The sequence below is a fragment of the Phycicoccus sp. 3266 genome (genome assembly GCF_031456495.1).
Taxonomy (GTDB): Bacteria; Actinomycetota; Actinomycetes; order Actinomycetales; family Dermatophilaceae; genus Pedococcus.
This window is the reverse complement of the sequence record NZ_JAVDUW010000001.1, coordinates 1,156,026-1,179,314: the sequence shown is the minus strand read 5'-3', so window position 1 is coordinate 1,179,314 and position 23,289 is coordinate 1,156,026. Positions and strand designations below refer to the sequence as shown.

The following is a 23,289-nucleotide window of genomic DNA, read 5'->3' as shown; positions in this document are numbered from 1 at the left end:
CGGCCGCGGTGCCGAGGGACATGGAGGTGGGCGGTGCTCGACTGGCGGCCGCGAGCGCACTTCTCGCCGGCCCGACACTGGATGAACGACCCGAACGGGCTGGTGCACCACGAGGGCACCTGGCACCTGTTCTTCCAGCACAACCCCGAGGGGTCCGATTGGGGCAACATGAGCTGGGGCCACGCCACGAGCACCGACCTCGTGCACTGGACCGAGCACCCGGTGGCCCTGGCGCACGACCTCGACGCAGGGGAGCAGGTGTTCTCCGGCTCGGTGGTGGTGGACCACGAGAACACCTCCGGTCTGCGCCGCGACGGTGACCCGTTCCCGCCGTTCGTCGCGGTGTGGACCAGCGCCCGCGACGGCCACCAGGCCCAGTGGCTGGCGTGCTCGCGCGACGCGGGTGCGACGTGGGAGCGGTGCGCCGGGCCGGTGCTCGACCGCGGCTCGGCGGACTTCCGCGACCCCAAGGTCTCGTGGTGGGAGCCGGGCGACGGCTCCGCCGGGTCCTGGCTCATGGTGGCGGTGGAAGCGGTCGAGCGGCTCGTCGTCCTCTACCGGTCCGCCGACCTCTGGCACTGGGAGCTGCTCAGCGAGTTGGGCCCGCTGCCGGAGCCGCCCGGGATCTGGGAGTGCCCCGACCTCGTGCGGCTGCCCGTCGAGGGGGAGCCGGGTGTCGAGGGGCACGTCCTGGTCCTCAGCGGCAACGACGGCACGGTGGCGGGTTGCGGCACCTGGTGTGCCGTGGGCTCCTTCGACGGGGTGCGCTTCACGCCCGACGTCCGCGGCTTCCAGCGCCTCGACCACGGGCCGGACGACTGCGCGGCCGTGACGTGGAACGACGCCCCCGACAGGCGTCGGGTGCTGCTGGGGTGGATGGCGAACTGGGCCTACGCCGGGGACCTGCCGACGACGCCGTGGCGGGGTGCCATGACCCTGCCGCGGGAGCTGTCGCTGCGGCGACGGGAGGGTGGCGAGCTCGTCCTCGTGCAGCGGCCGGTGGAGGAGGCCCGGTCGGCGCCCGGGCTGGAGTGGCACGAGGTCGAGCTCGACGTCCGGGACCGACGTTCCGCGGCGGTCGAGCTGTGGGGAGGCGGCGGCGGTGACGCGGCCCGGATCGGCTACGACCGCACCACCGGCCTGTTGTCGTTGGAGCGAGGCCCGGTGCGCGACGGCACCAGGGCCTTCCACCCGGCATACCCGTGCGTGTCCTCGGTCCCGGTCCCGGTCGGCGACGGGATGCTGCGGCTCGAGGTGGCCGTGGACTCCTGCAGCGTCGAGGTCTTCGCTGCGGACGGCGAGGTGGTGCTCACGGCGCTGGTGTTCCCAGAGGGGCCACAGACCTTCGGGCCATGCCCAGATGGCTCCGCTGGGGGGTGACGACTGGTCAGGCCCCCGTCCTACGGTGAAACGTGGGGTCGGGGCCGGAGGACATCCGGGACGAGGAGCTCGAGCGGGAGATCGTCCTGCTCGGGGAGCTGATGGCCGCCGCCGCCGGAGCCGACCGTCACCTGACGCAGGCACGGGTCGACGAGGCGCTCGGCGTGACCCACCCGGGCGAGGACCACGAGAAGCCCGCGGACGACTGATCGGGCCCGGTCCGGGTCAGTCGCGAGGACGACCGTTCGCGATGACGTCGGTGGGGTCGAGCGTGCGGTGCACGATCTCGGTGGCGACCTCGCCGAGCTTGCGGCGGTGGGAGCGGCTGTAGTCACGCAGGTGCGCGAACGCGGCGTCCATGCCGACCCCGCCCCGCTCGGCGAGCACGCCCTTCGCCTGCTCGACGACGATCCGGCTGCTGAGCGCGCTCTGCAGCTGCTCGGCGAGCAGGGCGGCGCGGTGGGTGGTCCGCTGCTGGAGGATCCCGATGGTGGCGACGTCGGCCATGGACTGGGCGATGCCCTGTTCGGCCGGGCTGAGGGGCGCGCGGGCGCCGGTGTTGAACAGGTTGAGCCCGCCGATCGTCTCGTCGCGCAACCGGAGGGGAACCGCGTGGACGGAGCGGAACCCCACGTCGGCGGCGGCGCGGGCGAACTCCGGCCAGCGCTTCTCCGTGGTGGAGATGTCGGCGATGGTCACCGGGCGGCGCTCGCGCACGCACTCCGGGCACGGCCCCTGCTCGGTCTGGATCTGCAGCAGCTCCAGCAGGCGGATCTCCTCGCTCGAGGAGGCCACGAGGCTGAGCGTGCCCTGCTGGTCGACGAGCATGAGCCCGACCTGGCTGACGTCGAGCAGCTCGACGCAGGACCGGACGAGCTGGTCGAGCAGGTCCACGACGTCGTAGTCGTCGACGAGCGTGTCGGCGAGGGACACGAAGCGCCGGGCGAGCAGGACGTAGCGCTCACTCTCCTGCGCCGGTACGGGGTCCTGGTCAGCGGAGCTCATGCGTCATCCTCCTCGGACAGCGTGCGTCGACGGGCCACGATGTCCGCGGCCAGGTCGTTGATCGAGCGTTCCTCGGCGTAGGCGGCGGCGCGGAGGCGGAGCATGGCCTCGGCCAGTCCGACGTCGAGCTGCACCATCGCCATCCCCGCGGCCTGGTGCACCACCATCCGGTAGGTCGCTCGGGGGAGCAGGTCGTCGAGCCCGTCAGGGGCGAAGGTGATCAGCAGCTCCCCGGCCAGGTCCACGGTGCGCAGCGTGTTGGCCAGCTGCCGGCTCGTCAGGGGCCCCGGGCTCGTGCGGTGCAGGTCGAGGCACCCCAGCGACAACGTGCCGACCCTGATGGGGAGCGCGAAGATGGCCGCGACCCCGGACGCCGCCAGCTCGGGACCCATGACCGGCCAACGCGCATGGTGCTCGGGCCGCAGGTCCGGGACGAGCACCGGTCTGCCCGTGCGCGCCGCGTCGATGCACGGTCCCTCACCGGTCGTGAACTGGAGGTCCTCGATGTGAGTGGCGAGCGCACTCGTCGCGTGGACGGTCTCGGGGGTGCCGTCATGGGCGAAGACGGCGAGGCCGGCGCCGTCCACACCGGCATCGTCCAGGCAGTCCACACACATGCGCCGCAGCTGGCCCCCGATCTCGGATAGGGATGCCGACTGCCCGTCCTGTCGCGTCATCACGCACCTGGGTCAGCCGCGCTCGCAGCGGCCAGCGCGGGCAGTGGCCGTGATCTGCACCCTACTCCGGTCCGCCCGGGCGAGCCCGGCTTGCAGCCGCGGGCTTCCGAGGTGGACAGTGGGGTGACAAGCGCACATTGCCCAGACCTCGCCTTGAGGCGCTCGCCGACGATCGGGATGAGGGCAATGGACGGGTCGCTGACCTGGAGCAGGGAGGCCGCGTGGTCGCCGCACCCGACCCATGTCGGGGAGGCGCGCTCGTTCGTGCTCGACTGCCTCGCCGACGGGGACCTGCTCGCTCAGGCGCATGCCGTCAGCCTCGTGGTGAGCGAGCTGGCGACCAACGTCGTGCTGCACGCGAACACGCCGTTCACCGTCGTGGTGGCGCGCCGCGACAGCTGGCTCATCCTCGAGGTTCGTGACCGGGTCGCCACCCACCTGGTCGTCCCCGCGGTGACCGAGGGTGACGGGCTCCACGGCCGCGGCCTGCAGATCGTGCGCGCGCTCAGTGAGTCCTGGGGCGTGTGGCCGCGCCGCGACGGCAAGTCCGTGTGGGCCGCCTTCGACCTCCAGGAGCGGGCCGGTGCACGAGGGCACAGCGAGACGGGGGTCGACCCTCCACCCGTGGACGGGTCCGGGCAGCCGGACGGGGCTCCAATGGACGCGCAGGAGTCGCCGCCCCTGTGGTTCCCCTAGTGGTGCGGCCCCGGCACGTCGAACGTGACCCACGCGTCCGGCGCGGCGTGCGGGTCGCCCGGCACGGGACGCAGCTCCTCACCCCAGTCGGGGTCGTGCCTCGCGGCCGTCCGGCGCCAGAACCGGACGGCCGGTGTGTTGTGTCCCTGGAAGGCGATCTCCCAGCGGCCCGGGACGGTGCGCAGCACCTCGTCGACGAGGGCTGACCCGACACCGGCGCGTCGCGCTCCCGCGACGACGAAGAAGCTGTTGAGGACCCGGGGCGACCGGTCGAGGTTGCGCACGAAGGCGAAACCTACGGGTGCCTCGCCCATGAACCCCACGAATGCCGCCCAACCACGGTCGGCGAGGGCGGAGTCCAGGCGCTCGGACCGGAACGTGCCGTCGGCCCTCGGCAGCGTCCCGGTGAGGCCGGAGAGGTCGTGGCGGAACAGCAGCCACAGGCGCTCGAGCAGCGGGCGGTCGTCGGCGGTGGCGCGGCGGACGGCGAGGGGCGAGGTGGAGCGGGCTGCGGACGGTGTCGTGGGAGAGGGCATGAAAAAAGCCTCCGCGTCGCACGAGGTGCGGACGGGAGGCCGGGCTGCAGCCACAGGATAGCAGCCGGACGGGCTGACGGCCCCGCGCGCGAGCTGCTCGTGCGCGGGGCCGTCGGCAGCTGTCAGAGCCGGACGACCATCTTCCCGGTGTTGTCACCGCGCAGGACGCCGAGGAAGGCGTCGACCGTGTTCTCGAAGCCGTCGACCGTGGTCTCCCGCAGCGACAGCGAACCGTCGGCCAGCCACTTCGCGGCCTGCGCGGCATACTCGCCCGCCAGGTCGTAGTGGTCGCCCACGAGGAAGCCCTCGATGCGGCCACGGGTCTGGATGAGGCGCGCGAGGTTGCGCGGGCCCGGTGCCGGCTCGGTGTCGTTGTAGACCGAGATCATCCCGCAGACGGCGATGCGGCCGCCGAGGCGCAGCGACCCGATCGCCGCCTCGAGGTGCTCGCCGCCGACGTTGTCGAAGTAGACGTCGATGCCGTCGGGGGCGAGCTCGCGCAGGGCCTCGGAGACCTTGCGGTCGCGGTAGGAGAAGGCCGCGTCGAAGCCGAGGTCCTCGGTGAGGTGGCGCACCTTCTCGGGGGAGCCGGCGCTGCCGATGACCGTGCTGGCGCCGAGAGCCTTGGCGATCTGGCCGACCGCGCCTCCGACGGCGCCTGCCGCACCGGAGACGAAGACGACGTCGCCCTCCTTGAGCTCGGCGATGCGCTTGAGGCCCGCGTATGCCGTGAGGCCGGTCATGCCGAGGACGCCCAGGTACGAGGAGGCGGGGGCGGCGTCGGTGTCGACGACGCGGGCGTCCTCGGCGTCGAGCACGGCGACCTCGCGCCAGCCCAGGCCGTGCAGGACGTGGCTGCCGACGGCGACGCCGTCCGCGCGCGACTCCTCGACGACGCCCACGGCGCCACCGGTCATCGCGGCACCCACCTCGTACGGCGCGGCATACGACTTGGCGGCGCTCATCCGCCCACGCATGTAGGGGTCGACCGACAGCACCTCGTTGCGCACGCGGATCTGGCCGTCGGCGAGCGCAGGAACGTCCGACTCGGCGAGCTCGAAGTTCTCGGGCGTGGGCCAGCCGGTGGGGCGCGAGGCGAGCCGCCACTCGCGGGGTGCGGTGGTGGGGGTGGTGGCGTCGGTCATGGACGACCTCCTGGGAGTGGTGAGGGGACGGTGGGGCGGCGTGGTTGCCGTCAGGGGACAACCGCGCCACCAGGTGGCAACGACGCAGGCGCCCCTCGGTATGCCGTGACCCTTCTCACCCAGCCGCCGGTGCCGGCGGCCGGGCGGCGGCGATGAGTCGGGTGAGGCCGTCGCGCAGGGTCTCCAGCTCGGAGACGTCCATGCCCAGGCGATCGAGGATCGCGGGCGGGACGCGCAGGGCCTGCTGGCGTGCGGCGGCGCCCTTCTCCGTGAGGGTGACGGCCAGGGCGCGCTCGTCGCGCGGGTCGCGCTCGCGGGTGACCATCCCGCCTGCCTCGAGCCGCTTGAGCAGCGGGGACAGCGTCGCCGGTTCGAGGCTGAGCCGTCGCGCGAGGTCGCCGACCTTGAGTGGTGACTCCTCCCAGAGCGCGAGCATGACGAGGTACTGGGGGTGGGTCAGGCCCATGGGCTCGAGCAGCGGCCGGTAGAGCGCGATGACGTTGCGCGAGGCGACGGCGAGGGCGAAACAGACCTGTCGGTCGAGGGCGAGCAGGTCGTCGCTCGGCGCCACGGAGGTGCGGTTCGAGGAGCTGGGCGGGGTCACGGTTTCAGTCTAGGGGCGACGGTCCGCTACCGTAGTGCACGAATCATTAGGGCACTAACGAATGGGACGACCATGGCGCGGACGACGGACAACGAGGGCCTCTCCATCGGCTACCGGATCCTGTGGCGGATCCGGTACCTGGGCTGGCACCTCTACGGGCCGGCCGAGCTCCAGGGTCCGAGCGACCCGCACGAGCGCCTTCGCCGGGAGCGCCGGCGCAAGGTCGAGGCGGCGCGGGCAGCCCGTCCCGCCAAGGGCTGAGCGGGTACGCGCCCTGAGACCCCTTGTGGCGGAGGGTGGCGCGTGGACCACACGCCAAGGCCCCCGACCAGGAGGTCGGAGGCCTTGACGTGGTCCGCAGGTGCGGCTGGAGTCAGCCGACAGCGGGTGCGGCTGCTGCGCCGCGACCGATGCGGACCTCCTGCTCGACCGGCACGTGGCGTTCGTGCCTCAGGCCGAGGAGGCTGAGAAGGAACAGGAAGGCCGCGCCGACGAAGCTGGCAACCGCGCCCCAGAAGGCGATGGTGCCCATGGTGCCGAAGGCGTAGGCGTTGAGGAGCAGGCCCCGCAGGGTGTTGCCCATGAAGAGCGTCTGGCGCAGCTGGCCGAGCTCGGCGACCTTGGCCTTGTCGGCGTTCGGGTTGGCCGAGAGGGCGATGAACTCGCCGCTGACCTCTTCGTAGGTCCGGCCCTGACCGGCCTTGTTCATGTGGACCAGGATGTAGTGGTCGGCGTACGCCTTCGCCTGGGCCCCGGTGGTCATCTGCTGGCCTGCGTACTGCTGCAGGTAGGGCTTGATGGCCGGGTCCTCGATGGCCTTGCCGGACGGCATTGTGATCTTCTGGTCGGCCAGCTGGCTGTGCACGTTGTCCTGCACGAAGTTGCTGGCCCACATCAGCAGTCCGCCGGCGACCAGCAGTACCGCGGTGAGGACGAAGCCACCGGTGGTGAGTAGTGCGTCAAGGGTCTTGCGTCGCATTCTGATCAACTCCCGCTGTTGCCAGGGCTGGTGGCCCTGCTTCCTTGCCTTGTTGGCAGTTCAACCATCTCGGCGGAAGCGGCTGGGGCAGAGGGACTTTCGTCCCCTGTCGTCCAGGTCACATCGGGCGTCGCCGCCAGAGCCGAACCCTCGCAGCGGCGACCCAGAGCAGGCCGCCGGCAAGAGCCGCAGCGAGACTGGTGCGTTCGAGGGTCCATCCCGGGGGGTCCCACGAGACCGTGACCGAGGAGCCCGCAGAACCTGCGGGGACGTGGACCCTCAGCAGCGCATCCCCGAGCGGTTCGGACAGCGTGCCGCCGTCCACGGCATACCCCGGCCACGCCAGCCGGCTGAACGTCAGCGTGCCCCCGGAGTGACCCACCTCGGTGACCCGCAGGCTCACCGCCCGGTCTGAACGCTGGAGCTCCTGGACGCCCAGGCCCGGCGTCGCGGCGACCACGCCACCAGCCGTGGGAACGGTCGAATCCCGTGTCCAGACAACGGTGTTGGTGCTGGTCTGCCGGACGCTCCACCCGGGCGGAGGGTGCGCCAGTTCGGTGTGCGGGAACGAGGGGCGGAAGAAGACGAGGGTGCTCACGGAGAGCAGGTCTGCCCACGGTCGCCCGGTGGTGGGCTCGGTGGCGAGGACCGACCTCAGCGCCGCGGCGCACGTGCCACCATTGAAGGCGCGGCAGAACCGCGCGCGGAAGCGGCGGAAGTTGATGGTGGTGTAGCCGTTCTGCACGGGTGCCTGCTGGAGGTACCACATCGACCCGATGAGCAGCTCGTGGGCGACCTCCTGGTCGTGGATGGCTCGGCTCTCCGCGTTGCCGAGGACCATGACGTCGCCGCGTGCCGACGCCAGTCTGCCGGCGTATGCCGTCGGGCTCGCCGGCATGTGGCGGTCGGCGGCGCCGGGGACGGGGTCGATGGCGAACTGCAGCGCCAACACGGCGACGGTCCAGGCGAGCACGAGCGCGGTCGTCAGCACCTCCGAGGCTCGACGGAGCGACCACGCGGTCGTGCCGAGCATCGCGACGACCAGGACCACTCCTGCGGCCGCGCCGGTGGCGAGGTGCGGGTTCCGGGCGACGAGCAGGTAGGCAGCGAGGCCGAGCCACCCGAAGGACACCAGGAGCCGGCTGCGCGACAGCCTCGGCACGAGCGAGCGGGACGCGGCCACGAACAGCAGCACGACGAGGGGGACCATGAGGGCCGGGACCACGCGCAGGGGCCACCGGAGGGGCCCGATGGTGGCGGGGCCGAGGACCCACAGTGCAAGCCCGGCTGTCGCGACGGCAGCGCCCAGCAGGTCCTTGGAGCTGCGCAGAAGCCTGGCGAGGTCGAGCCACGCCACGGCCGGCAGCATCCACAGCAGGTAGTCGCGCCGCACCGTGGGGAACATCGACGCGAGCAGCTCGTGCAGGGGTGCGGTGAGGCGGCCGGAGCCCGTGACGGCGACCGAGTCCCGCACGGTCACGGGGGAGGTCAGCACGCCGGGCAGGTAGACGGCCACGGCGACGAGACCGCTGAACAGGCAGATGCCGAGGACGGTGAGGACCTGTCGGCGTGACCGTGACACGACGGCGTCCACGAGGCAGGCGACCAGCACGGCCGCGAGGTAGAGGGCGCAGTAGACGTAGCCCACTGCGACCACCAGGTAGCTCACGACGAGGGCGCCCGCCGGGTTGTGGCCTGCCATCGCGCGCCGCGTCAGCCACCACGCCCACGGCAACAGCGCCACCCCGATCTGCCCGTTGACCCACGACGGCCAGTCGAGGAAGACGGACTCACCGGACAACCCGACGACCAGACCCCCCACCATCGCGAACGGTTCCCGCGCGCCGTAGCTGCGGACCAGGACGTACGTTCCGAGGCCGCCACACACGATGAGGGCGATCTTCAGGACGGTGACGAACACGACGAGGTCGGGGACGACCGTCGTCGCCAGGCCGATGAGGATCGTCAGCGGGCTGAACAGACCCCACTGGCCCTCCGCGACGTAGTTGCCGGCTTCCCACCGCAGCGGCTCCATCAGCGGGAGGTGGCCGTGCCGCACCTCCTGCCCGAGGTGGTACCACCAGCCGACGTACGCGATCTGCGTGTCGCCGCGGAAGTAGTAGCGGCCGATCCACAGCAGCGGAACCAGGCCGACGGCCACGAGCAGGGCGCCGAGCACAAGCGCGCCCAGCGGACGCCGCGTCCCCCGACCCCCGACCCCGCGCGGCTGGACGAACGCCGACACGGCAGCAGGATAGTGCGTTTCCGCAGGTCAGGCACCATCCCTGAGCGGCGGGCGGAGACGGCTCAGCTGCTGCTCGCCACGGCGAAGAGGCCGGCCACGCCGAGGACGTAGAGGACGAGGACGGAGAGGGAGTCGACGCCCATGCGCGCGATCCGGCGCTGCGGGCGGAAGACGAGCCCCACGGCATACACCAGGGTGAGGAGCATCCCTAGGGCGGTGAGGTAGATGTCGGTCGACTGTGCCTGTGGCAGAACGGCTTTGCCCGACAGCAGGGTGGCCAGGAGGAACAGCACCGGGAGGAACGCGTTGCCGCCGAAGATGTCGCTGACCGCGAGCTGGTAGTCCGCGTTCTTCACCGAGGTGAGGCCGGTCGAGACCTCGGGGAGCGACGTGGCCGCAGCAAGGACCGTCGCGCCGAAGAGCACCCCGGACAGGCCGATGTGGCCGGCGATGGCGTCTCCGCTGCGCTCGAGGACCACGCCCGCGAGCAGGGTGACGAGGGCCGCGACGCCGAAGATGGTGGCCGACTTCGCGGTGCTGGTGCCGCGCGTGGAGGCGTCCTGCTCGGCCTTCTGCTGGGAGTGACCCTTCGGCTTCTCCTGGTTGTCGGGGGCCTCGCCGGAGTCGGTCCAGGGGAGCGAACGTGAAGCCCGTTGCAGCAGAACGAGTCCTGCCACCCACAGAACGGCGATGAGGACGGAGGCGGGAGCCAGCCGGAACCGCTCGAGGCCCGACGGCAGCTGCGAGCCGGCGACCACGACGGCGAGGACGGCCACCACGAGGGCGGCCTCCAGGACGAGGACCAGGGACGCGGCCTGGTAGGTGAGGGGTCGTCTGCCACGGATGCCGAAGACGTCCAGCACGACGAGCACCACGGTCTGGATCGCGATGCCTCCCAGGATGTTTCCCACCGCGACGCCGACGTTGCCGGCAAGGGAGGCGCTGGCGACGATGGCTATCTCGGGCAGGTTCGTGGCCACGGCGAGCAGGATCAGGCCGCCCAGGGCAGTGCCGAGGTGCAGCCGCGTCGACAGCACGTCGGTCTGGTTGGAGAGCTGGATGCCCGCCACCCAGATGGCGGCGGCCGCGGCGGCGAAGACCAGCAGCAGGATCGGCAGGGACCAGGAGGACAAGGGGGGACTCCGTCCGGGGCGTGGGTCATCGGCAGTTCTGTCCCTTTCTGGCTACCGGCCGCCTCGGTAGCACGCAAGTTGGGCGGCGCAACGATTTGGACGTGCCGGGCGTGCCGGGCGTGCCGGGCGTGCCGGGCGTGCCGGGCGTGCGGCGGGGGCCGCCGTGGGCGAGGCTGCTGGGGAACCGGACGCTGCTGCCCGGCGACCGCGCCCCCTACGACTCCAGGAGGAACCGTGGACCCTGTCGTCTCCCTGACCACCGGACGCGTGCGAGGCCGCACGAGCGACGGTGTGAGCGCGTTCCTCGGCATCCCGTATGCCGCCGCGCCGGTCGGGCCCGCACGCTTCGAGGCGCCGCGCCCGGCGGCCGCGTGGGATGGGGTGCGCGAGGCGACCGCGCTGGGTGCGACCGCAACGCAGGGACCGTACGCGCCGCCGATCGCGGCGATCCTCGGGACGACGATCATCCCCGGCGACGACCACCTGCACGTCAACGTCTGGACGCCGGACCCGGGCGCCTCCGGGCTGCCGGTGATGGTCTGGATCCACGGTGGCGCCTTCACCCGGGGTGGGAACGCGCTCAGCATCTACGACGGGTCCGCGTTCGCCCGCGACGGCGTGGTGCTCGTGTCGGTGAACTACCGGCTCGGGGTGCCGGGCTTCGCCGCTGTCGAGGGCGCGCCGTCGAACCGGGGCCTGCGCGACCAGCTGCTGGCGCTGGCGTGGGTGCAGGAGAACGTCGCCGCGTTCGGCGGGAACCCGGCCAACGTCACGGTCTTCGGCGAGTCGGCCGGTGGCATGAGCGTGGCCTGCCTGCTGGCGTCACCTGCTGCCGAGGGGCTGTTCCGGCGAGCGGTGGTGCAGAGCGGCATGGCCACGGCGGTGGCGGACGAGGCCGACGCGCGGCGCGTCACCGAGGCGGTCGCGGAGGCGGCGGGGGTGCCGGCGACGGCGGAGGGGTTGGGCTCCACGGACCCGGAGGCGCTGCTCGAGGCGCAGAACGCGGTCGGGCTCGCCCTGGCGCAGGCGCCCGACCCGGCGCGGTGGGGTGCCAGCGTGGTCCGCAACGGCCTGGGCATCATGAGCCTCTTCCCGACCGTCGACGGCGACGTGGTGCCGGAGGTGCCGCTGGCGCGGATCGCCGCGCGCGCAGGCAGGGACGTGGAGCTGCTCGCGGGGACGACGCGCGACGAGTTCCGCTTCTTCCTCATGCCGACCGGGATCGCGGCGATGGTCAGTGACGCCGCGTTGCCGATGGTGTTGAGCCGGTACGGGATCGACCCGTCGGTGGCGCAGGTGTATGCCGCGTCGCGGCCCGGTGCGAACGCGGGGGACCTGCTCGCGGCGATCCTGACGGACGCCTCGTTCCGGCGGGAGACGGTGCGGATGGCGGACGCGCACACGGCTGCCGGTGGACGGACTCACGTGTACGAGTTCGACTGGGAGTCAAGAGTTCCCGGGCTCGGGGCGTGCCATGCGCTGGAGCTGCCGTTCGTCTTCGACACCCTCGCCGGTGGCGGGACCCTGACCGGTCCCGACGCCCCGCAGGAGCTGGCCGACGAGATGCACGCGGCGTGGGTCGCGTTCGGCACGACCGGTGACCCGGGGTGGTCGGAGTGGGACTCCTCGCGGCGACCGGTGCAGGTCTTCGACGTCCCGTCCTCGCTCGAGCTCGACCCGCGGGGGCAGGAGCTGGCGGCCCTGGGGCCGGCGCCGGAGCTGTCCTCCGGCGAGTAGTCGGCTACGACAGGACGTACAGCGAGACCGACCACGCTGTCGGCACATGGTCCGGTCGCCGCCGGACCCGCATGTCGAGCGAAGGTGGGTGGAACCGGTCAGGTGCCTTCGAGCAGGCGCTTGGCGGTCTCGAGACCGTGAACCTCGGTGTCCATCGCGCTCTGCGCCGGCCGCGCCAGGGCGAGGGCCTTGAGCCCTTTGATCTCGGCCCTCAGGTGGAAGGTGACCTCGGTTTGATTCCCCACGGACGTCAGGCGGAACTCGCCCTCCGGCCGGACGGGCCCGACCACGACACGGAACGCGTACCTGGTGGGCGGCTCGAACGCGGTCACCTCCATGTCCGAAGGGAAGTCCGTGCCGCCGGGGCCCTTGACGACCTGGTGGATGCGCGCACCCTCATGCGGTTGCCCCGAGATCTCCTTGACCTGCGTTCGCCACGAGGGGTCGTTCGACGGGGTGGTGAAGAAGGCGAACACCTCGTCGATCGGGCGGTCGATGACGACGGTGCGACTGGCTTCGGCCATGACTGGCTCCTGGGGCTGGCTCTCACTACCTCGTCCCACGGTGGCGCCAGTGCCCCCAGCCCCAGAGGGCCGTTGGTCCCTGTGACCCGGCTGTCAGGCATACCTCGTCGGCGGTCCGTACACGTCCGCGGTCGGCCGGCTGATGACGAAGTTGCGGCTGGCTTGCGCTTTGGCTCAGCCCCACCAGCTCGTCGCCCAGGTGATGCTGGCGAGCGCCGACTGTCCGGACAGGCTCGGGTGGAAGTAGTCGAGCCTGCTCACCTGGCTGCGGCTGAACTGGTAGGAGAAGACCGCGTTGCCGTCGAACTTGCAGCGCGCGTACTTCGCACACTCCTGGGCGAGCACGGTGTTGAAGTCGATGTTGCGCTGCCGGACAGCAAGGCGCTGCGACTCTGTCAGGAACGGGGAGAGCATCGACTGGCAGATGCCCGCCGCGGCCCAGACCAGCTCAGCGGTGCTGTCCGTGTAGTAGATCTGCCGCAGGTGGTAGATGTCGGGGATGCTCGCCACGAAGATGTGGGCCGTCGGGGACAGGCCGGAGTTGAGGATGCCCAACGCCTGCTGGTACTGCTGACGGAAGGTGTCCACCGACGTCATGGTCGACGGGGAGGACGTGCAGACGTCGTTGGCACCCATGAGGATCGTGACGTACTGCGCGCCTTGCGAGACGGCCGACGTCGCCTGGCGCGCAGCATCGCTCATCCGGGCGCCCGACACCGAGTCGTTGTACTCGTGACCGCTGATGGCGCCGTTCAACGCCCGGAGTCGCTCGTAGTGGCTGGTGACGCCGTCGTAGCTGGAGTAACCCGTGCTCCACGAGTTGGCGGGGTGGTTTCCGTACCAGCAACAGACGTCGACCGCCTGGCTGATCGAGTCACCGATGGCCGCCATGCTGTGCGGCACGGGTGGGGCGGCCGCACTGGCGGTCGGGACGACCCCGACGACCAGGGCGAGGGCGGCGAGGAGGGAGATCACGGCACGGCGCATGGCGGGCCACCTTTCGCGGACACTGTCCGGACTACCTCAGGCCACGATGGACCCGCGGACGAGCCGCAGCAACTCCTTCTCTGCGGCAGTACATGGTCCGGGCAGATGGGGCCTTGAACCGGCGGTGGGAGGCCGTCATGTGGCTTCCAGCTGCCGCTTTGCCTTCTCGAGCCCGGCCACCTCGCTGTCCATGGCGTTCTGGACTGACCGTGACATGAGCAGACTCTTCAGGCCGCCGAGCTCGGCGCCCAACGTGAGCGTCACCTCGGTCGCGCCCCCGAGGGATCGGAACCGGAACTCACCGGCCGGCCCCACCGGTCCGGTGACGGCCACAAAGGTGTACCTCGTCGGCGGCTCGTAGCCAGTCACCTCCACGTCCGCGGGTATGCCGCGGCCGCCGGGGCCCCTGACCACCTGGTGGATGTGCGCCCCCACTCCGGGTGGTCCGCCGTCGGAGATCTCCTTGACGTGGGAGCGCCAGGACTTGTCGTTCGAGTGTGTCGTGAAGAACGCGAACACGTCCTCGATCGGCCGGTTGATGACGACGGTGCGACTGGCTCTGACCATGGTCCGCTCCTCAGCACGGGCGCTACGCCCCGATGAGGGAATGTTGCACCCGCGGGGAGGGGTAGGACCACTGCCCGATGTTCGACCGTCCAAGCAAATGTTCTAGGAGGGAGCGGTCGTTCTGCTCTAGTGCCATTTAGCAAGGATGGTGGAGGCGCCCCGTCATGAAGGCTTCTACCGTCATGCTGCATGAGAATCACATCCGCACTCGCCGTTCCGGCCCTCGCCGGGACTCTCATCCTCCTCGGCACCTCCGCGGCCAGCGCGGGGGAGGCTCAAGGCAACAGCAGCGCAGGAAACATCAACGAGACGGGGATGCGCGGACACGCGAACTCCATCTGCGGCTTCTCCGGACAGAACCCCGAGCGCTTCCTCGACCCATCCGACCCGAACTACGAGCCGGGCCGGGTGCAGAACTGGGGCCACGTGCGGCAGCAGCTGACAGCCATGGGTGCCACGCCCGCAGAGATCAACGCCTCCGGCTTCGCGCCCGGTGACTCCTGCAACGGCCACAGCGGCTTCCTAGCCGGTGGTGGCGGCGAGCCCTGACGGACCTCGCTCCTGGCCAGCCTCGCTCCTTCCTTCGGGGCGGGGCTGGTCCTGTGTCCGTCGGTGCCCCGCCACTCGAGGCACCAGAAATGAGGAGTTGTGCCCGTGAGGGGTTTGTCGACCTGCTCGAACCGGTAAAGGGCGCACGAGGGGTTCAGAGCGTCTGACTCCAAAGACGTGGTTGTGCCCTCGGGCAGATTCGAACTGCCGACACCCGCTTTAGGAGAGCGGTGCTCTATCCCCTGAGCTACGAGGGCGGGGTGGTGGCTGGTCTCGCCAATGCCGCACCCGTGAGGGCCGGGCACGGTGGAGAACTGCCGCACGAAGGGTATCTGACCTCGCGCGCCGGACAGACATGCATACGCCGCGAGCAGGGCGGCGACGCTCACTTGCCGCCCTCGATCATCCAGTAGTGGACGAACCGGAGCTGGTCGTCCAGGACGGCGATGTCGATCTCCTCGTCGGCGCCGGGGCACCCCGGGCAGCTCACGGCATACGACACGACGTGGCCGCGCTGCAGGATGGCGCCGGTCCGGTGGTAGCGGGCGCCGTACCCGTAGAGCGTGCGGTTCACCTCGATGATGCGGTCGCGACCCTTCACCGCGGCAGCGCCCGGCCCGGGCTCCTCGAAGACCGCGTCCGGCGCGAAGTGGGACCCGAACGTCGTGAAGTCCCCGCGCCCCAACGCCGCGAGCGTGCCGTCCACGGCGGCGACCACCTTCGCCGACGCCAGCCCGGTCGGCGGCTCCTCGTGGCCGATGGCGTACCCGCCGGCCAAGCCGACCCCTCCTGCCAGCACAGCCGCGCCGGCCACGGCCACCCACCGTCGACCCCGACCCGGACTCCGCCCGAGCCTCTCCGTCATGCCCATCGCCTCCCCGGTCGCGTCCCCGTCCGGCGGTCCCTCCTGCCCGCCAGCGACACCCTGGCCGGCGCGTCCCTGCCGTGCGGTGACACCTCCAGCGTCAGCCGACCACCGCGCGCCGGGGCGTGACCTTGGGCCCCCGTCCGGACCCACCCGCAGCCGACCGCTCGCAAGGACGGGTGGGCCCACATCACCCGTTCGGTTGAAATGTCCACATCCGTGTAGGTCGGCGGCTTGTGCCCACGCATACTGGACGCGCCTCGGGCGGTCCCCTCTCGCGTTCGGGCACCCAGGACTCCGAACACCGCCCCCCGAAGGATCGCCCGATGCGCATGTCACTCCGCGCACTCGCCGCCGCCCTCGCGCCCGTCGCGCTGGTGGCCGCGGCCACGGTCGCCGCCCCGCAGGCCGCCAGCGGCGCCACGACCACGTACAAGCTCGCCTACGCCAGCCTCCCGAACGGCACCAAGCCGGTCCTGCGCTGGAACCCCTGCCAGACGGCCATCACCTGGAAGGTGAACCTCGCCTCGGTGCCCACGGCCTCCCGCACCACCGTCCTGAACGAGACCAAGTCCGCCGTCGCGCGCATCTCGACCGCCACGCGGATCGCTTTCTCCTACAAGGGAACGACGAGCGAGGTGCCGCAGCCCGGCTCCGCCTCGAGGCAGTCCGCCGAGATCATCATCGCGTGGACCACCCCGACGAAGACGGCCTACAGCCTCACCGGGGCGACCGCCGGCCAGGGCGGGTTCAGCTACGCGTGGGCCTCGCGCTGGGTCAACGGCCGGACCACCTACACGTATGCCGCGCAGCGTGGTTTCGTCGTCCTCGACACCCCGCAGGCGTTCGCGCAGCTGAACGGTGGCTTCGGGTCGGGCCTGCGGCGCACCAACCTGCTGATGCACGAGCTCGGCCACGTCATGGGGCTGCAGCACGTCAGCGACACGCGCCAGCAGATGTACCCGACGCTGCGCACCACCTCGCCGTACGCGTACGCCACCGGTGACCTCGCCGGCCTGGCCAAGGTCGGCCGCGGCGCCGGCTGCCTCAGCACCGCCGGCCTGCCGTACAAGGACCTCAGCTAGCAGGCGCCCCCGAACCCGATGCCCGTCCACCGTCGCCCGGTGGGCGGGCGTCGTGCATTCCCCTGGTGGGGCGTCCGTGGTGCTCGTCGGGAGCCGGCCCGAATCGCTACCACCGGGCTCCGCGCTTTACCATCCCTTTACCTTTACATGGGTTCGTCTTTACCTGAACGGACGAGTTGAGCGTGCCCCGAGGGCTGATGTGCCGGGACGGGGCCAGCGACCACGATGGGTATCGGCCCCTTCGGGGGAAGGGGCCGGGCCCGAGCCCCACCTCAGTCCTCCAGCTGGGGGCTCGGACCAGTGACCGACCCGGTGGCGTACGCCCCTGAGACGCCACCGGGTCCCTCTCTTCCTGCCACGAAGGAGCGCAGCGATGTCCACGACCACAGCGGTCCGCGGGGTGACGGCCGGCGTCGCCGCCGTGGTCGCCCTCGGCGTGGTCGCCGTCGTGACGTCCTCCCACCGAGCGAGCGGCTCCACCCCGACCCACACCGGCACCTTGGCGGTCGTCGCCGCGGCCGGGGGAGTCGCGGCTGCCAAGCCTGCGAAGGACGCGCCCTGGGCCGCTGCCGACGGCGTCCGCGCCCTCGCGCCGGGGGAGCTGCGCACCGTCGAGGTGACGGTGACGAACCCGGGCACCACGGCATACCGGGTGCTCCAGCTCACAGCCACGCCACGCGACGGCGGTCCGGACTGCCGGGCCGACCGTGCCCTGGTCGTGAGCTCCTACCGCTCGGACCGCACCGGCGCGCCCACCTACGTGGTGCCGCGCGGGTCCAGCATCCGCATCCCGGTGACGGTCATGCGGTTGGCGCTGCCGGGGCAGGACAGCTGCCGCGACGCGACCTTCCCGCTGACCCTCACGGGGGTGGTCAGCCCGGGACGAGCGACCACGAACACCGGTTGACGGGGGTCCCGGGAGGACGGAGGCCCTGGGCAGGGCGCAGGGCCCATGCCCAGGGTCTCTGCCACGCTCGCACCCAGGATCAATGCCACGCTCGCGCCCAGGGCCTCTGCCACGCCTGCGCCGACCGGTGAACGGCGGGCCCTTGGGCCCACGACCACTGTCCGTGCCTCCCGGCATACTGACGCGGTGCCCGAAGCCGTGCCCACGACCGCCGACCTCCACGCCGTCCAGCGGCGCACCGTCACCACGCTCGTCGGCACCCAGGTGCTCGTCGGGGTCGGCGTCTCCGCGGGTGCCGCCGTCGGCGCGCTGCTCGCGGAGCAGACCAGCGGCTCGGCCGACCTCGCGGGCCTGGGCGGCACCTTCCAGGTGCTCGGCGGCGCGCTCGTCGCGATCCCGATGGCGCACGTCATGGCCGCGCGCGGCCGGCGCTGGGGCATGCTCGCCGGCTACGGGCTGGGGATCCTCGGCGCGGTGACGATCATCGTGGCGGCGGCCGTGCGCAGCTTCCCGCTCCTGCTGCTCGGCACCACCCTCTTCGGCGGGGCCAACGCCGCCAACAGCCAGGCCCGGTACGTCGCGGCCGACCTCGCCGACGAGCACCGCCGCGGCCGCGACCTGTCGATCGTCGTGTGGGCGACGACCGTGGGGGCCGTGTTCGGGCCCAACCTCGCCGGGCCGGGGGAGCCGGTCGCCCGGGTGCTGCACGTCCCCTCGCTCGCCGGCCCGTACGTCTTCTCCCTCGCCGGGCTGCTGCTCGGCGCCGTGGTGATCCTGCTGCGCCTGCGCCCCGACCCGCTGCTGCTGGCCCGCAGGGTCGAGGCCGCCCGCGCCACCGAGCCGCTCGAGCGCCAGCACGGATCGGTCTGGCGCGGCCTGCGCACGCTCGGTGCCTACCCCGGCGCCCTGCTCGGCGTCATCACCATGGCCATCGGGCACACGGTGATGGTCAGCGTCATGGTGATGACCCCCCTCCACATGCACCACGGCGGCGCCGACCTGCAGGTCATCGGCCTGGTCATCAGCGCCCACATCCTGGGCATGTTCGCGTTCTCGCCGCTGGTCGGGTTCGCCGTCGACCGGTGGGGCGGCCGCACGAACGCGCTCGCCGGCGCGGCCATCCTCGTCGTCGCCGGCGTGCTCGCCGCGCAGGCGCCGACCGGCTGGTCGCCCGGGCTCGCGGTGGGCCTGTTCCTGCTGGGCCTCGGGTGGTCGTTCACGCTGGTCAGCGGGTCGACCCTGGTGGTCCGCGCGGTGCCGCTGAGCGAGCGCGCGGGCGCCCAGGGCGCCTCGGACCTCGCCATGGGGCTGGCCGCCGGTGGCGGGGGAGCGCTCGCCGGCGTCGTCGTCGGACAGCTCGGGTATGCCGTGCTCGGCACCCTCGCGGCGTGCCTCGCCGGGGTCGTCGGGGTGGCCGCCCTGCTCCTGCGGCCGACCGATCTGAACCGGGTCGCGGCCCCACCCGCGTTGCCCGGCGAAGTGGACAGCGAGGTTGGTTAGCCTGCAACGGTGAGCGATCCCACCGAGCAGCAGGGCCCCGAACGCCGCGATGCCGACCCCCGTGGGGAGCGGGTCGCAGCGGCGGTCCGGACGTGGCAGCGCCACCTCGTCGACCTCGGTGGCCGCAACACCCTGCTCTGGTACCGCGACCTGCCCAGCGGCACCCTCGACCTCACCACGGCCCACCCCGGCGGCCTGGCCATGCTGCTCGCCGGCCGCCCGACCCGGCTCTCCGACCTCGTCCGCGAACCGGTCGCGCTCGACGAGGCGCGTCGCCGGGCACGCACCATCCGGGCCAAGACCCTCGAGCTCGCGGAGGAGCGCGGCATCGCGGCCGGGTTCATCGCCATCGGCATGGCGTCGTGGACCGTGCGCGGGGCCAACCGGGCGCCTGCCGCGCCGGTGCTGCTCCGCTCCTGCGTGCTCAAGCCGACCGGTGCCGCGCGCGAGGACTTCGACATCGACCTCGGCCCGGACGTCGAGTTCAACCCGGTCCTGGAGCACTACCTGCGCTCGGAGCAAGGGCTCGAGCTCGACACCGGGGCGCTGGAGGACCTGGCCACGGTGGGCGATGCCTTCGACCCCTACCCGGTCTACGAGAAGCTGGGGCGCCTGTGCGCCTCGGTCCCCGACTTCTCGATCACCCCGCGGCTGGTCGTCGGCACCTTCTCCTACGCGAAGCTGCCCATGGTGGCCGACCTGGCCGCCCAGGGACCGGCCCTCGCCGACCACGACGTCGTGGCGGCGCTCGCCGGCGACCCGGGCGCGCTGCGTACCGTCCGCACGGCCGTCCCCGACTCGCCGGCCGACGCCGACCCCTCGCACGAGCTGCTCATCCTCGACGCCGACTCGACGCAGCAGGCCGCGATCGACGCCGTCCGCTCCGGCGCGCACCTCGTCATCAAGGGGCCGCCCGGCACCGGCAAGTCCCAGACGATCGCCAACCTCATCGCCTCGCTCGCGGGTGAGGGCAAGCGGGTGCTGTTCGTCGCCGAGAAGCGTGCCGCCATCGACGCGGTCCTCTCCCGGCTCGACGGGGTGGGGCTGTCCGACCTCGTCCTCGACGCCTACGACGGCGCGGTCAACAAGCGCCGGCTGGCCCGCGAGCTCGGCGACGCGCTCGAGCGCTCGACCCAGACCCGCGACCCCGACACCGCCGAGCTCGAGCGCGCGCTCGTCGACCGGCGCACCCGCCTCGTCGAGCACGCCGCCGCCCTGCACGAGGTGCGCCAGCCGTGGGGCGTCTCGGTGTACCAGGCGCAGCAGGCCATCACCGGGCTCACCGGCCGCCCGCACCCGCCGACCTCACGGGTGCGCGTCCGCGGCGACCAGCTCGCCGGCCTCTCGCGGCAGCGGGTCGACGAGCTCGGCCGGCAGCTCACCGAGGCCGCCTCGCTCGGCGCGTGGTCGACCCGCGAGGGCGAGGACCCCTGGTTCGGCGCGCGCATCGAGACCCAGGAGGACGCCGTCCGGGCGCGCGACATCACCAGCCGGCTCAGCGAGGGCGGGCTGGACGAGCTCGAGCAGACCATGCAGGAGGTCTTCGCCGAGGTGAGCCTGCCGCAGGCGCAGCGGGCGCGGGACTGGGGCGCGGTGCTCGAGTCCGTCGGCCGGGTCCGCGACACGCTGGAGGTGTTCCGGCCGGAGGTCTTCGACATCCCGCTGGGCGAGCTCGTCGCCGCCACCGGGTCCGCGCAGTACCGCCGCGACCACGACGTGGACCTCGGCGCGTGGTCGCGCTGGCGGCTGCGCCGGCAGGCGCGCGCGCTGCTGCGCCCCGGCCCGCCGCCGGCGGACCTGCACGCGGCCCTCGCCGACGCGCAGGTCCAGCGCACCGCGTGGCAGCAGATGGCCGGCGCCGGTGGGCGGCCCGAGATCCCGATCGACCTCGACCGGGCGCGGACCGCGTATGCCGCCGTGGCCGCAGACCTCACGTGGCTCGGCGAGCGGCTGGCGACGACCGCGGGCGGGGGCGACCTCCTCGACACCGACCTGGCGGCGCTGCGCGAGCGGCTGACCACCCTCGCCGCCGCGCCGGAGCGGCTCGCCGTCGTGCCCCAGGTGCTCGGGGCGCTCGACGCCCTGCGCGCCGCGGGGATGGGCCCGCTCGTCGACGACCTCGCCGCGCGCGGGGTCGAGGCCGACGACGTGGCCGCCGAGCTCGAGTTCGTCTGGTGGACCTCGCTGTCGGAGGACCTCACGGTGCGCGACCCGCGCTACGGCGCCCACGACGGTGCCCAGCTGCAACGGGTCGCCCGCGAGTACGTCGCGGCCGACCACGCCCACCTGCGCGCCAGCGCCGAGCGGGTCAAGGCCGGTGCCGGCCGCCGGCTGCGCGAGGTGCTGGCCGACCACCCGGAGCAGGAGTCGCTGGTCCGGGCCGAGGCGGGCAAGTCCCGTCGCCACCGTCCCCTGCGCGACCTGCTGCCCCGCGCCGGCGAGACCCTCACCGCGGTCAAGCCGGCCTGGGCCATGTCGCCGCTGGTCGTCGCCTCGGTGCTGCCGCCCGGGCGCTGGTTCGACGTGGTCATCTTCGACGAGGCCTCGCAGATCCCGCCCGCCCAGGCCGTCTCGGCGATCTCCCGCGCCCACCAGGTCGTCGTGGCCGGTGACGAGCGCCAGCTGCCGCCGACGTCGTTCTTCACCTCGGCCGTCGACGAGGAGGCCGCGAGCTCTCCTGAGACCGAGACGCTGACCGAGGGGTTCGAGTCGGTGCTCGACGTGCTGACCGCGGCCCTGCCGACCCGCCGCCTGGCATGGCACTACCGGTCGCTGGACGAGCGGCTCATCGCCTTCGCCAACCGCGAGATGTACGACGGGTCGCTCGTCACCTTCCCCGGCACCGGCACCGACCCGGTCGTCCGGCTCGAGGCGGTCGAGGGCGCCGGCGTCGTCACGCCCGGCGAGGAGGCGATCGAGTCGACCGAGGCCGAGGTCGACCGCGTGGTCGAGCTGGTGCTCGAGCACGCCCGCACCCGTCCGTTCGAGTCGCTCGGCGTCATCGCGCTCGGCATCAAGCACGCCGCCCGCATCGACGACGCCCTGCGCCGGGCGCTCGCCGGTGACGAGGCCAACGGGGTCGGCGACTTCTTCGACGAGGACCGGCCGGAGCGCTTCTTCGTCAAGAACCTCGAGCGCGTCCAGGGTGACGAGCGCGACGCGATCATCCTCGCCGTCGGCTACGGCAAGACCCCGCACGGCCGGGTGCTGCACCGGTTCGGGCCGCTCAACCTCGAGGGCGGCGAGCGCCGCCTCAACGTCGCGATCACCCGATCCCGCCGCCGGATGACCGTGGTCTCCTCCTTGGTCGCGGGCGACCTCGACCCGGCCCGGCTCAAGGCGCGCGGCGCCATGATGCTGCGGGACTTCCTCGCGTATGCCGCCGACGGCACCATCCCGGGTGCCGCCGCGGACGGCGCCGTCGCGGCGGCCCGGTCCGGGAACGGCACGGGTGCGGGGGCCGCCGTCGCTGCCGGGGAGCACGACCGTCCCGACGCCGTCGTCGCCGAGTTCGCCCAGCGGCTGCGCGCCAGCGGGCTCGTGGTGCACGAGCGCTACGGGGTCGCCGGCCAGCCGATCGACCTCGCCGTCGAGCACCCCGACCGCCCGGGCACCGTGCTGGTCGCGGTGGAGACCGACGGCCCCGGGTATGCCGCGATGCCCAGCACCCGGGACCGTGACCGGTTGCGGGGCGAGCAGCTCGGGCGCCTCGGCTGGATGCACGTTCGCGTCTGGTCGACCGACATCTTCCGCGACCCGGCGCGCGACGTGGCCCGCGTGCACGCCGCCGTCCAGCAGGCCGTGTCCGCGCGCGCGGAGGCCGAGGCGCAGCAGGCGAACGGCTCCGCCCCGACCAACCGGTCCGGCCGCGTGGCCCACCAGGAGACCCCCGGTCAGGAAGCGGCCGACCCCGGCGCGGGTGGCGGGCCGGCGCCGGAGGAGGATGGAGCCGTGGGAGAGACGCAGGAGCCCGAGCGCGAGCCGGAGTTCGTGCCGACCACGGATGCGGGGGCACGGACCCGCCGGGTCCGAAGTCGCAAGCGCCGCGCGCCCGAGCAGACCAAGGACGACACCGACGCCGGCTGGGGCGAGTACTCCGACCGGTCGGCACACGACCGGTGGCTCGAGGAACAACGCCCCCCGCACTGGGGCAGCGACTGACGCGCGG

Annotated in this window: 22 protein-coding genes and 1 tRNA gene; 10 read left to right on the top strand and 13 right to left on the bottom strand. The window is 72.5% G+C overall.

Features of this window, described 5'->3' with window-relative positions; translation table 11 throughout:
* The first annotated feature begins 33 nt into the window (after positions 1-33).
* Both J2X64_RS05585 and J2X64_RS05580 read left to right on the top strand, forming a co-directional pair.
* The gene (locus J2X64_RS05585) at positions 34-1,380 is read left to right on the top strand and encodes a glycoside hydrolase family 32 protein (protein WP_310150790.1); all 1,347 of its coding nucleotides are present in this window, start codon (positions 34-36) and stop codon (positions 1,378-1,380) included.
* A 32-nt stretch (positions 1,381-1,412) separates the two neighbouring features.
* On the top strand, positions 1,413-1,589 hold the full coding sequence (locus J2X64_RS05580; protein ID WP_310150788.1) for a hypothetical protein: 177 nt from the start codon (positions 1,413-1,415) through the stop codon (positions 1,587-1,589).
* A 16-nt stretch (positions 1,590-1,605) separates the two neighbouring features.
* Here J2X64_RS05580 and J2X64_RS05575 read toward each other — a convergent pair whose 3' ends face one another.
* The gene (locus J2X64_RS05575) at positions 1,606-2,385 is read right to left on the bottom strand and encodes a GAF and ANTAR domain-containing protein (RefSeq protein ID WP_310150786.1); all 780 of its coding nucleotides are present in this window, start codon (positions 2,383-2,385) and stop codon (positions 1,606-1,608) included.
* On the bottom strand, positions 2,382-2,972 hold the full coding sequence (locus J2X64_RS05570; RefSeq protein WP_310150783.1) for a GAF and ANTAR domain-containing protein: 591 nt from the start codon (positions 2,970-2,972) through the stop codon (positions 2,382-2,384). The genes J2X64_RS05575 and J2X64_RS05570 overlap by 4 nt, the downstream gene beginning before the upstream one ends.
* Positions 2,973-3,239: 267 nt before the next feature.
* On the opposite strand from J2X64_RS05570, the gene J2X64_RS05565 reads away from it, so the two are divergent.
* Positions 3,240-3,758 carry an ATP-binding protein gene (locus J2X64_RS05565; RefSeq protein ID WP_310150781.1) on the top strand — a complete coding sequence of 173 codons (519 nt, stop codon included), beginning with the start codon at positions 3,240-3,242 and terminating at the stop codon, positions 3,756-3,758.
* On the opposite strand, the gene J2X64_RS05560 is transcribed toward J2X64_RS05565, so the two are convergent.
* From J2X64_RS05560 to J2X64_RS05550, 3 genes are all read right to left on the bottom strand, one after another.
* Positions 3,755-4,294, bottom strand: coding sequence for a GNAT family N-acetyltransferase (locus tag J2X64_RS05560; protein ID WP_310150779.1), 540 nt, complete (start codon positions 4,292-4,294; stop codon positions 3,755-3,757). The genes J2X64_RS05565 and J2X64_RS05560 overlap by 4 nt on opposite strands.
* A 122-nt stretch (positions 4,295-4,416) precedes the next feature.
* Positions 4,417-5,439 (bottom strand): NADP-dependent oxidoreductase, encoded by a 1,023-nt coding sequence (locus J2X64_RS05555; RefSeq protein ID WP_310150777.1) that lies wholly within the window; start codon positions 5,437-5,439, stop codon positions 4,417-4,419.
* Positions 5,440-5,554: 115 nt separating this feature from the next.
* Entirely contained in the window at positions 5,555-6,043 is a 489-nt protein-coding gene (locus J2X64_RS05550; protein ID WP_310150776.1) for a MarR family transcriptional regulator, read from the bottom strand.
* A gap of 72 nt (positions 6,044-6,115) precedes the next feature.
* Here J2X64_RS05550 and J2X64_RS05545 point away from each other — a divergent pair, with 72 nt between their 5' ends.
* Positions 6,116-6,304 (top strand): hypothetical protein, encoded by a 189-nt coding sequence (locus J2X64_RS05545; RefSeq protein WP_310150773.1) that lies wholly within the window; start codon positions 6,116-6,118, stop codon positions 6,302-6,304.
* Positions 6,305-6,416: 112 nt separating this feature from the next.
* Here the strand turns inward: J2X64_RS05545 and J2X64_RS05540 are convergent, their stop codons facing one another.
* The 3 genes from J2X64_RS05540 to J2X64_RS05530 all read right to left on the bottom strand — a co-directional run bounded on the left by J2X64_RS05540 (position 6,417) and on the right by J2X64_RS05530 (position 10,400).
* Complete coding sequence (locus J2X64_RS05540) at positions 6,417-7,022, bottom strand: hypothetical protein (RefSeq protein ID WP_310150771.1); 606 nt, start codon at positions 7,020-7,022, stop codon at positions 6,417-6,419.
* A 118-nt stretch (positions 7,023-7,140) separates the two neighbouring features.
* Entirely contained in the window at positions 7,141-9,267 is a 2,127-nt protein-coding gene (locus J2X64_RS05535) for a hypothetical protein (protein WP_310150768.1), read from the bottom strand.
* A gap of 62 nt (positions 9,268-9,329) precedes the next feature.
* The gene (locus tag J2X64_RS05530) at positions 9,330-10,400 is read right to left on the bottom strand and encodes a sodium:calcium antiporter (RefSeq protein ID WP_310150765.1); all 1,071 of its coding nucleotides are present in this window, start codon (positions 10,398-10,400) and stop codon (positions 9,330-9,332) included.
* Between J2X64_RS05530 and J2X64_RS05525 the strand changes: the two genes are divergently transcribed.
* On the top strand, positions 10,284-12,137 hold the full coding sequence (locus J2X64_RS05525) for a carboxylesterase family protein (RefSeq protein WP_310150762.1): 1,854 nt from the start codon (positions 10,284-10,286) through the stop codon (positions 12,135-12,137). The two genes, J2X64_RS05530 and J2X64_RS05525, sit on opposite strands and share 117 nt — an antisense overlap.
* Positions 12,138-12,235: 98 nt before the next feature.
* On the opposite strand, the gene J2X64_RS05520 is transcribed toward J2X64_RS05525, so the two are convergent.
* The 3 genes from J2X64_RS05520 to J2X64_RS05510 all read right to left on the bottom strand — a co-directional run bounded on the left by J2X64_RS05520 (position 12,236) and on the right by J2X64_RS05510 (position 14,215).
* Positions 12,236-12,661 (bottom strand): SRPBCC family protein, encoded by a 426-nt coding sequence (locus J2X64_RS05520; protein ID WP_310150759.1) that lies wholly within the window; start codon positions 12,659-12,661, stop codon positions 12,236-12,238.
* A gap of 174 nt (positions 12,662-12,835) precedes the next feature.
* Entirely contained in the window at positions 12,836-13,648 is an 813-nt protein-coding gene (locus J2X64_RS05515; protein ID WP_310150757.1) for an SGNH/GDSL hydrolase family protein, read from the bottom strand.
* Positions 13,649-13,783: 135 nt separating this feature from the next.
* The gene (locus tag J2X64_RS05510; protein WP_310150754.1) at positions 13,784-14,215 is read right to left on the bottom strand and encodes an SRPBCC family protein; all 432 of its coding nucleotides are present in this window, start codon (positions 14,213-14,215) and stop codon (positions 13,784-13,786) included.
* Between the two features lie 189 nt (positions 14,216-14,404).
* Between J2X64_RS05510 and J2X64_RS05505 the strand changes: the two genes are divergently transcribed.
* A complete protein-coding gene (locus J2X64_RS05505; RefSeq protein WP_310150751.1) occupies positions 14,405-14,764 on the top strand; it encodes a hypothetical protein in 360 nt (119 codons plus the stop codon).
* A gap of 184 nt (positions 14,765-14,948) precedes the next feature.
* Here the strand turns inward: J2X64_RS05505 and J2X64_RS05500 are convergent.
* Both J2X64_RS05500 and J2X64_RS05495 read right to left on the bottom strand, forming a co-directional pair.
* A tRNA-Arg gene (locus J2X64_RS05500) sits at positions 14,949-15,021 on the bottom strand.
* Between the two features lie 128 nt (positions 15,022-15,149).
* Positions 15,150-15,578 (bottom strand): nuclear transport factor 2 family protein, encoded by a 429-nt coding sequence (locus tag J2X64_RS05495; protein ID WP_310150749.1) that lies wholly within the window; start codon positions 15,576-15,578, stop codon positions 15,150-15,152.
* Between the two features lie 377 nt (positions 15,579-15,955).
* Between J2X64_RS05495 and J2X64_RS05490 the strand changes: the two genes are divergently transcribed.
* The 4 genes from J2X64_RS05490 (at position 15,956) to J2X64_RS05475 (ending at position 23,282) form a co-directional block, all read left to right on the top strand.
* Positions 15,956-16,714, top strand: a complete 759-nt coding sequence (locus J2X64_RS05490; protein WP_310150747.1) for a matrixin family metalloprotease — start codon at positions 15,956-15,958, stop codon at positions 16,712-16,714.
* A 373-nt stretch (positions 16,715-17,087) separates the two neighbouring features.
* Positions 17,088-17,621, top strand: a complete 534-nt coding sequence (locus J2X64_RS05485) for a hypothetical protein (RefSeq protein ID WP_310150745.1) — start codon at positions 17,088-17,090, stop codon at positions 17,619-17,621.
* Positions 17,622-17,807: 186 nt separating this feature from the next.
* On the top strand, positions 17,808-19,121 hold the full coding sequence (locus J2X64_RS05480) for an MFS transporter (RefSeq protein WP_310150743.1): 1,314 nt from the start codon (positions 17,808-17,810) through the stop codon (positions 19,119-19,121).
* Between the two features lie 9 nt (positions 19,122-19,130).
* Positions 19,131-23,282, top strand: a complete 4,152-nt coding sequence (locus J2X64_RS05475) for an AAA domain-containing protein (protein WP_310150741.1) — start codon at positions 19,131-19,133, stop codon at positions 23,280-23,282.
* The last annotated feature ends 7 nt before the right edge of the window (positions 23,283-23,289 follow it).

Bases quoted from the DNA above. Each gene is read 5' to 3' on its own strand.
- J2X64_RS05575 (WP_310150786.1), bottom strand. From the start codon at position 2,385: ATGAGCTCCGCTGACCAGGACCCCGTACCGGCGCAGGAGAGTGAGCGC.
- J2X64_RS05565 (WP_310150781.1), top strand. From the start codon at position 3,240: ATGAGGGCAATGGACGGGTCGCTGACCTGGAGCAGGGAGGCCGCGTGG.
- J2X64_RS05560 (WP_310150779.1), bottom strand. From the start codon at position 4,294: ATGCCCTCTCCCACGACACCGTCCGCAGCCCGCTCCACCTCGCCCCTC.
- J2X64_RS05555 (WP_310150777.1), bottom strand. From the start codon at position 5,439: ATGACCGACGCCACCACCCCCACCACCGCACCCCGCGAGTGGCGGCTC.
- J2X64_RS05545 (WP_310150773.1), top strand. From the start codon at position 6,116: ATGGCGCGGACGACGGACAACGAGGGCCTCTCCATCGGCTACCGGATC.
- J2X64_RS05540 (WP_310150771.1), bottom strand. From the start codon at position 7,022: ATGCGACGCAAGACCCTTGACGCACTACTCACCACCGGTGGCTTCGTC.
- J2X64_RS05520 (WP_310150759.1), bottom strand. From the start codon at position 12,661: ATGGCCGAAGCCAGTCGCACCGTCGTCATCGACCGCCCGATCGACGAG.
- J2X64_RS05515 (WP_310150757.1), bottom strand. From the start codon at position 13,648: ATGCGCCGTGCCGTGATCTCCCTCCTCGCCGCCCTCGCCCTGGTCGTC.
- J2X64_RS05510 (WP_310150754.1), bottom strand. From the start codon at position 14,215: ATGGTCAGAGCCAGTCGCACCGTCGTCATCAACCGGCCGATCGAGGAC.
- J2X64_RS05505 (WP_310150751.1), top strand. From the start codon at position 14,405: ATGAGAATCACATCCGCACTCGCCGTTCCGGCCCTCGCCGGGACTCTC.
- J2X64_RS05490 (WP_310150747.1), top strand. From the start codon at position 15,956: ATGCGCATGTCACTCCGCGCACTCGCCGCCGCCCTCGCGCCCGTCGCG.
- J2X64_RS05485 (WP_310150745.1), top strand. From the start codon at position 17,088: ATGTCCACGACCACAGCGGTCCGCGGGGTGACGGCCGGCGTCGCCGCC.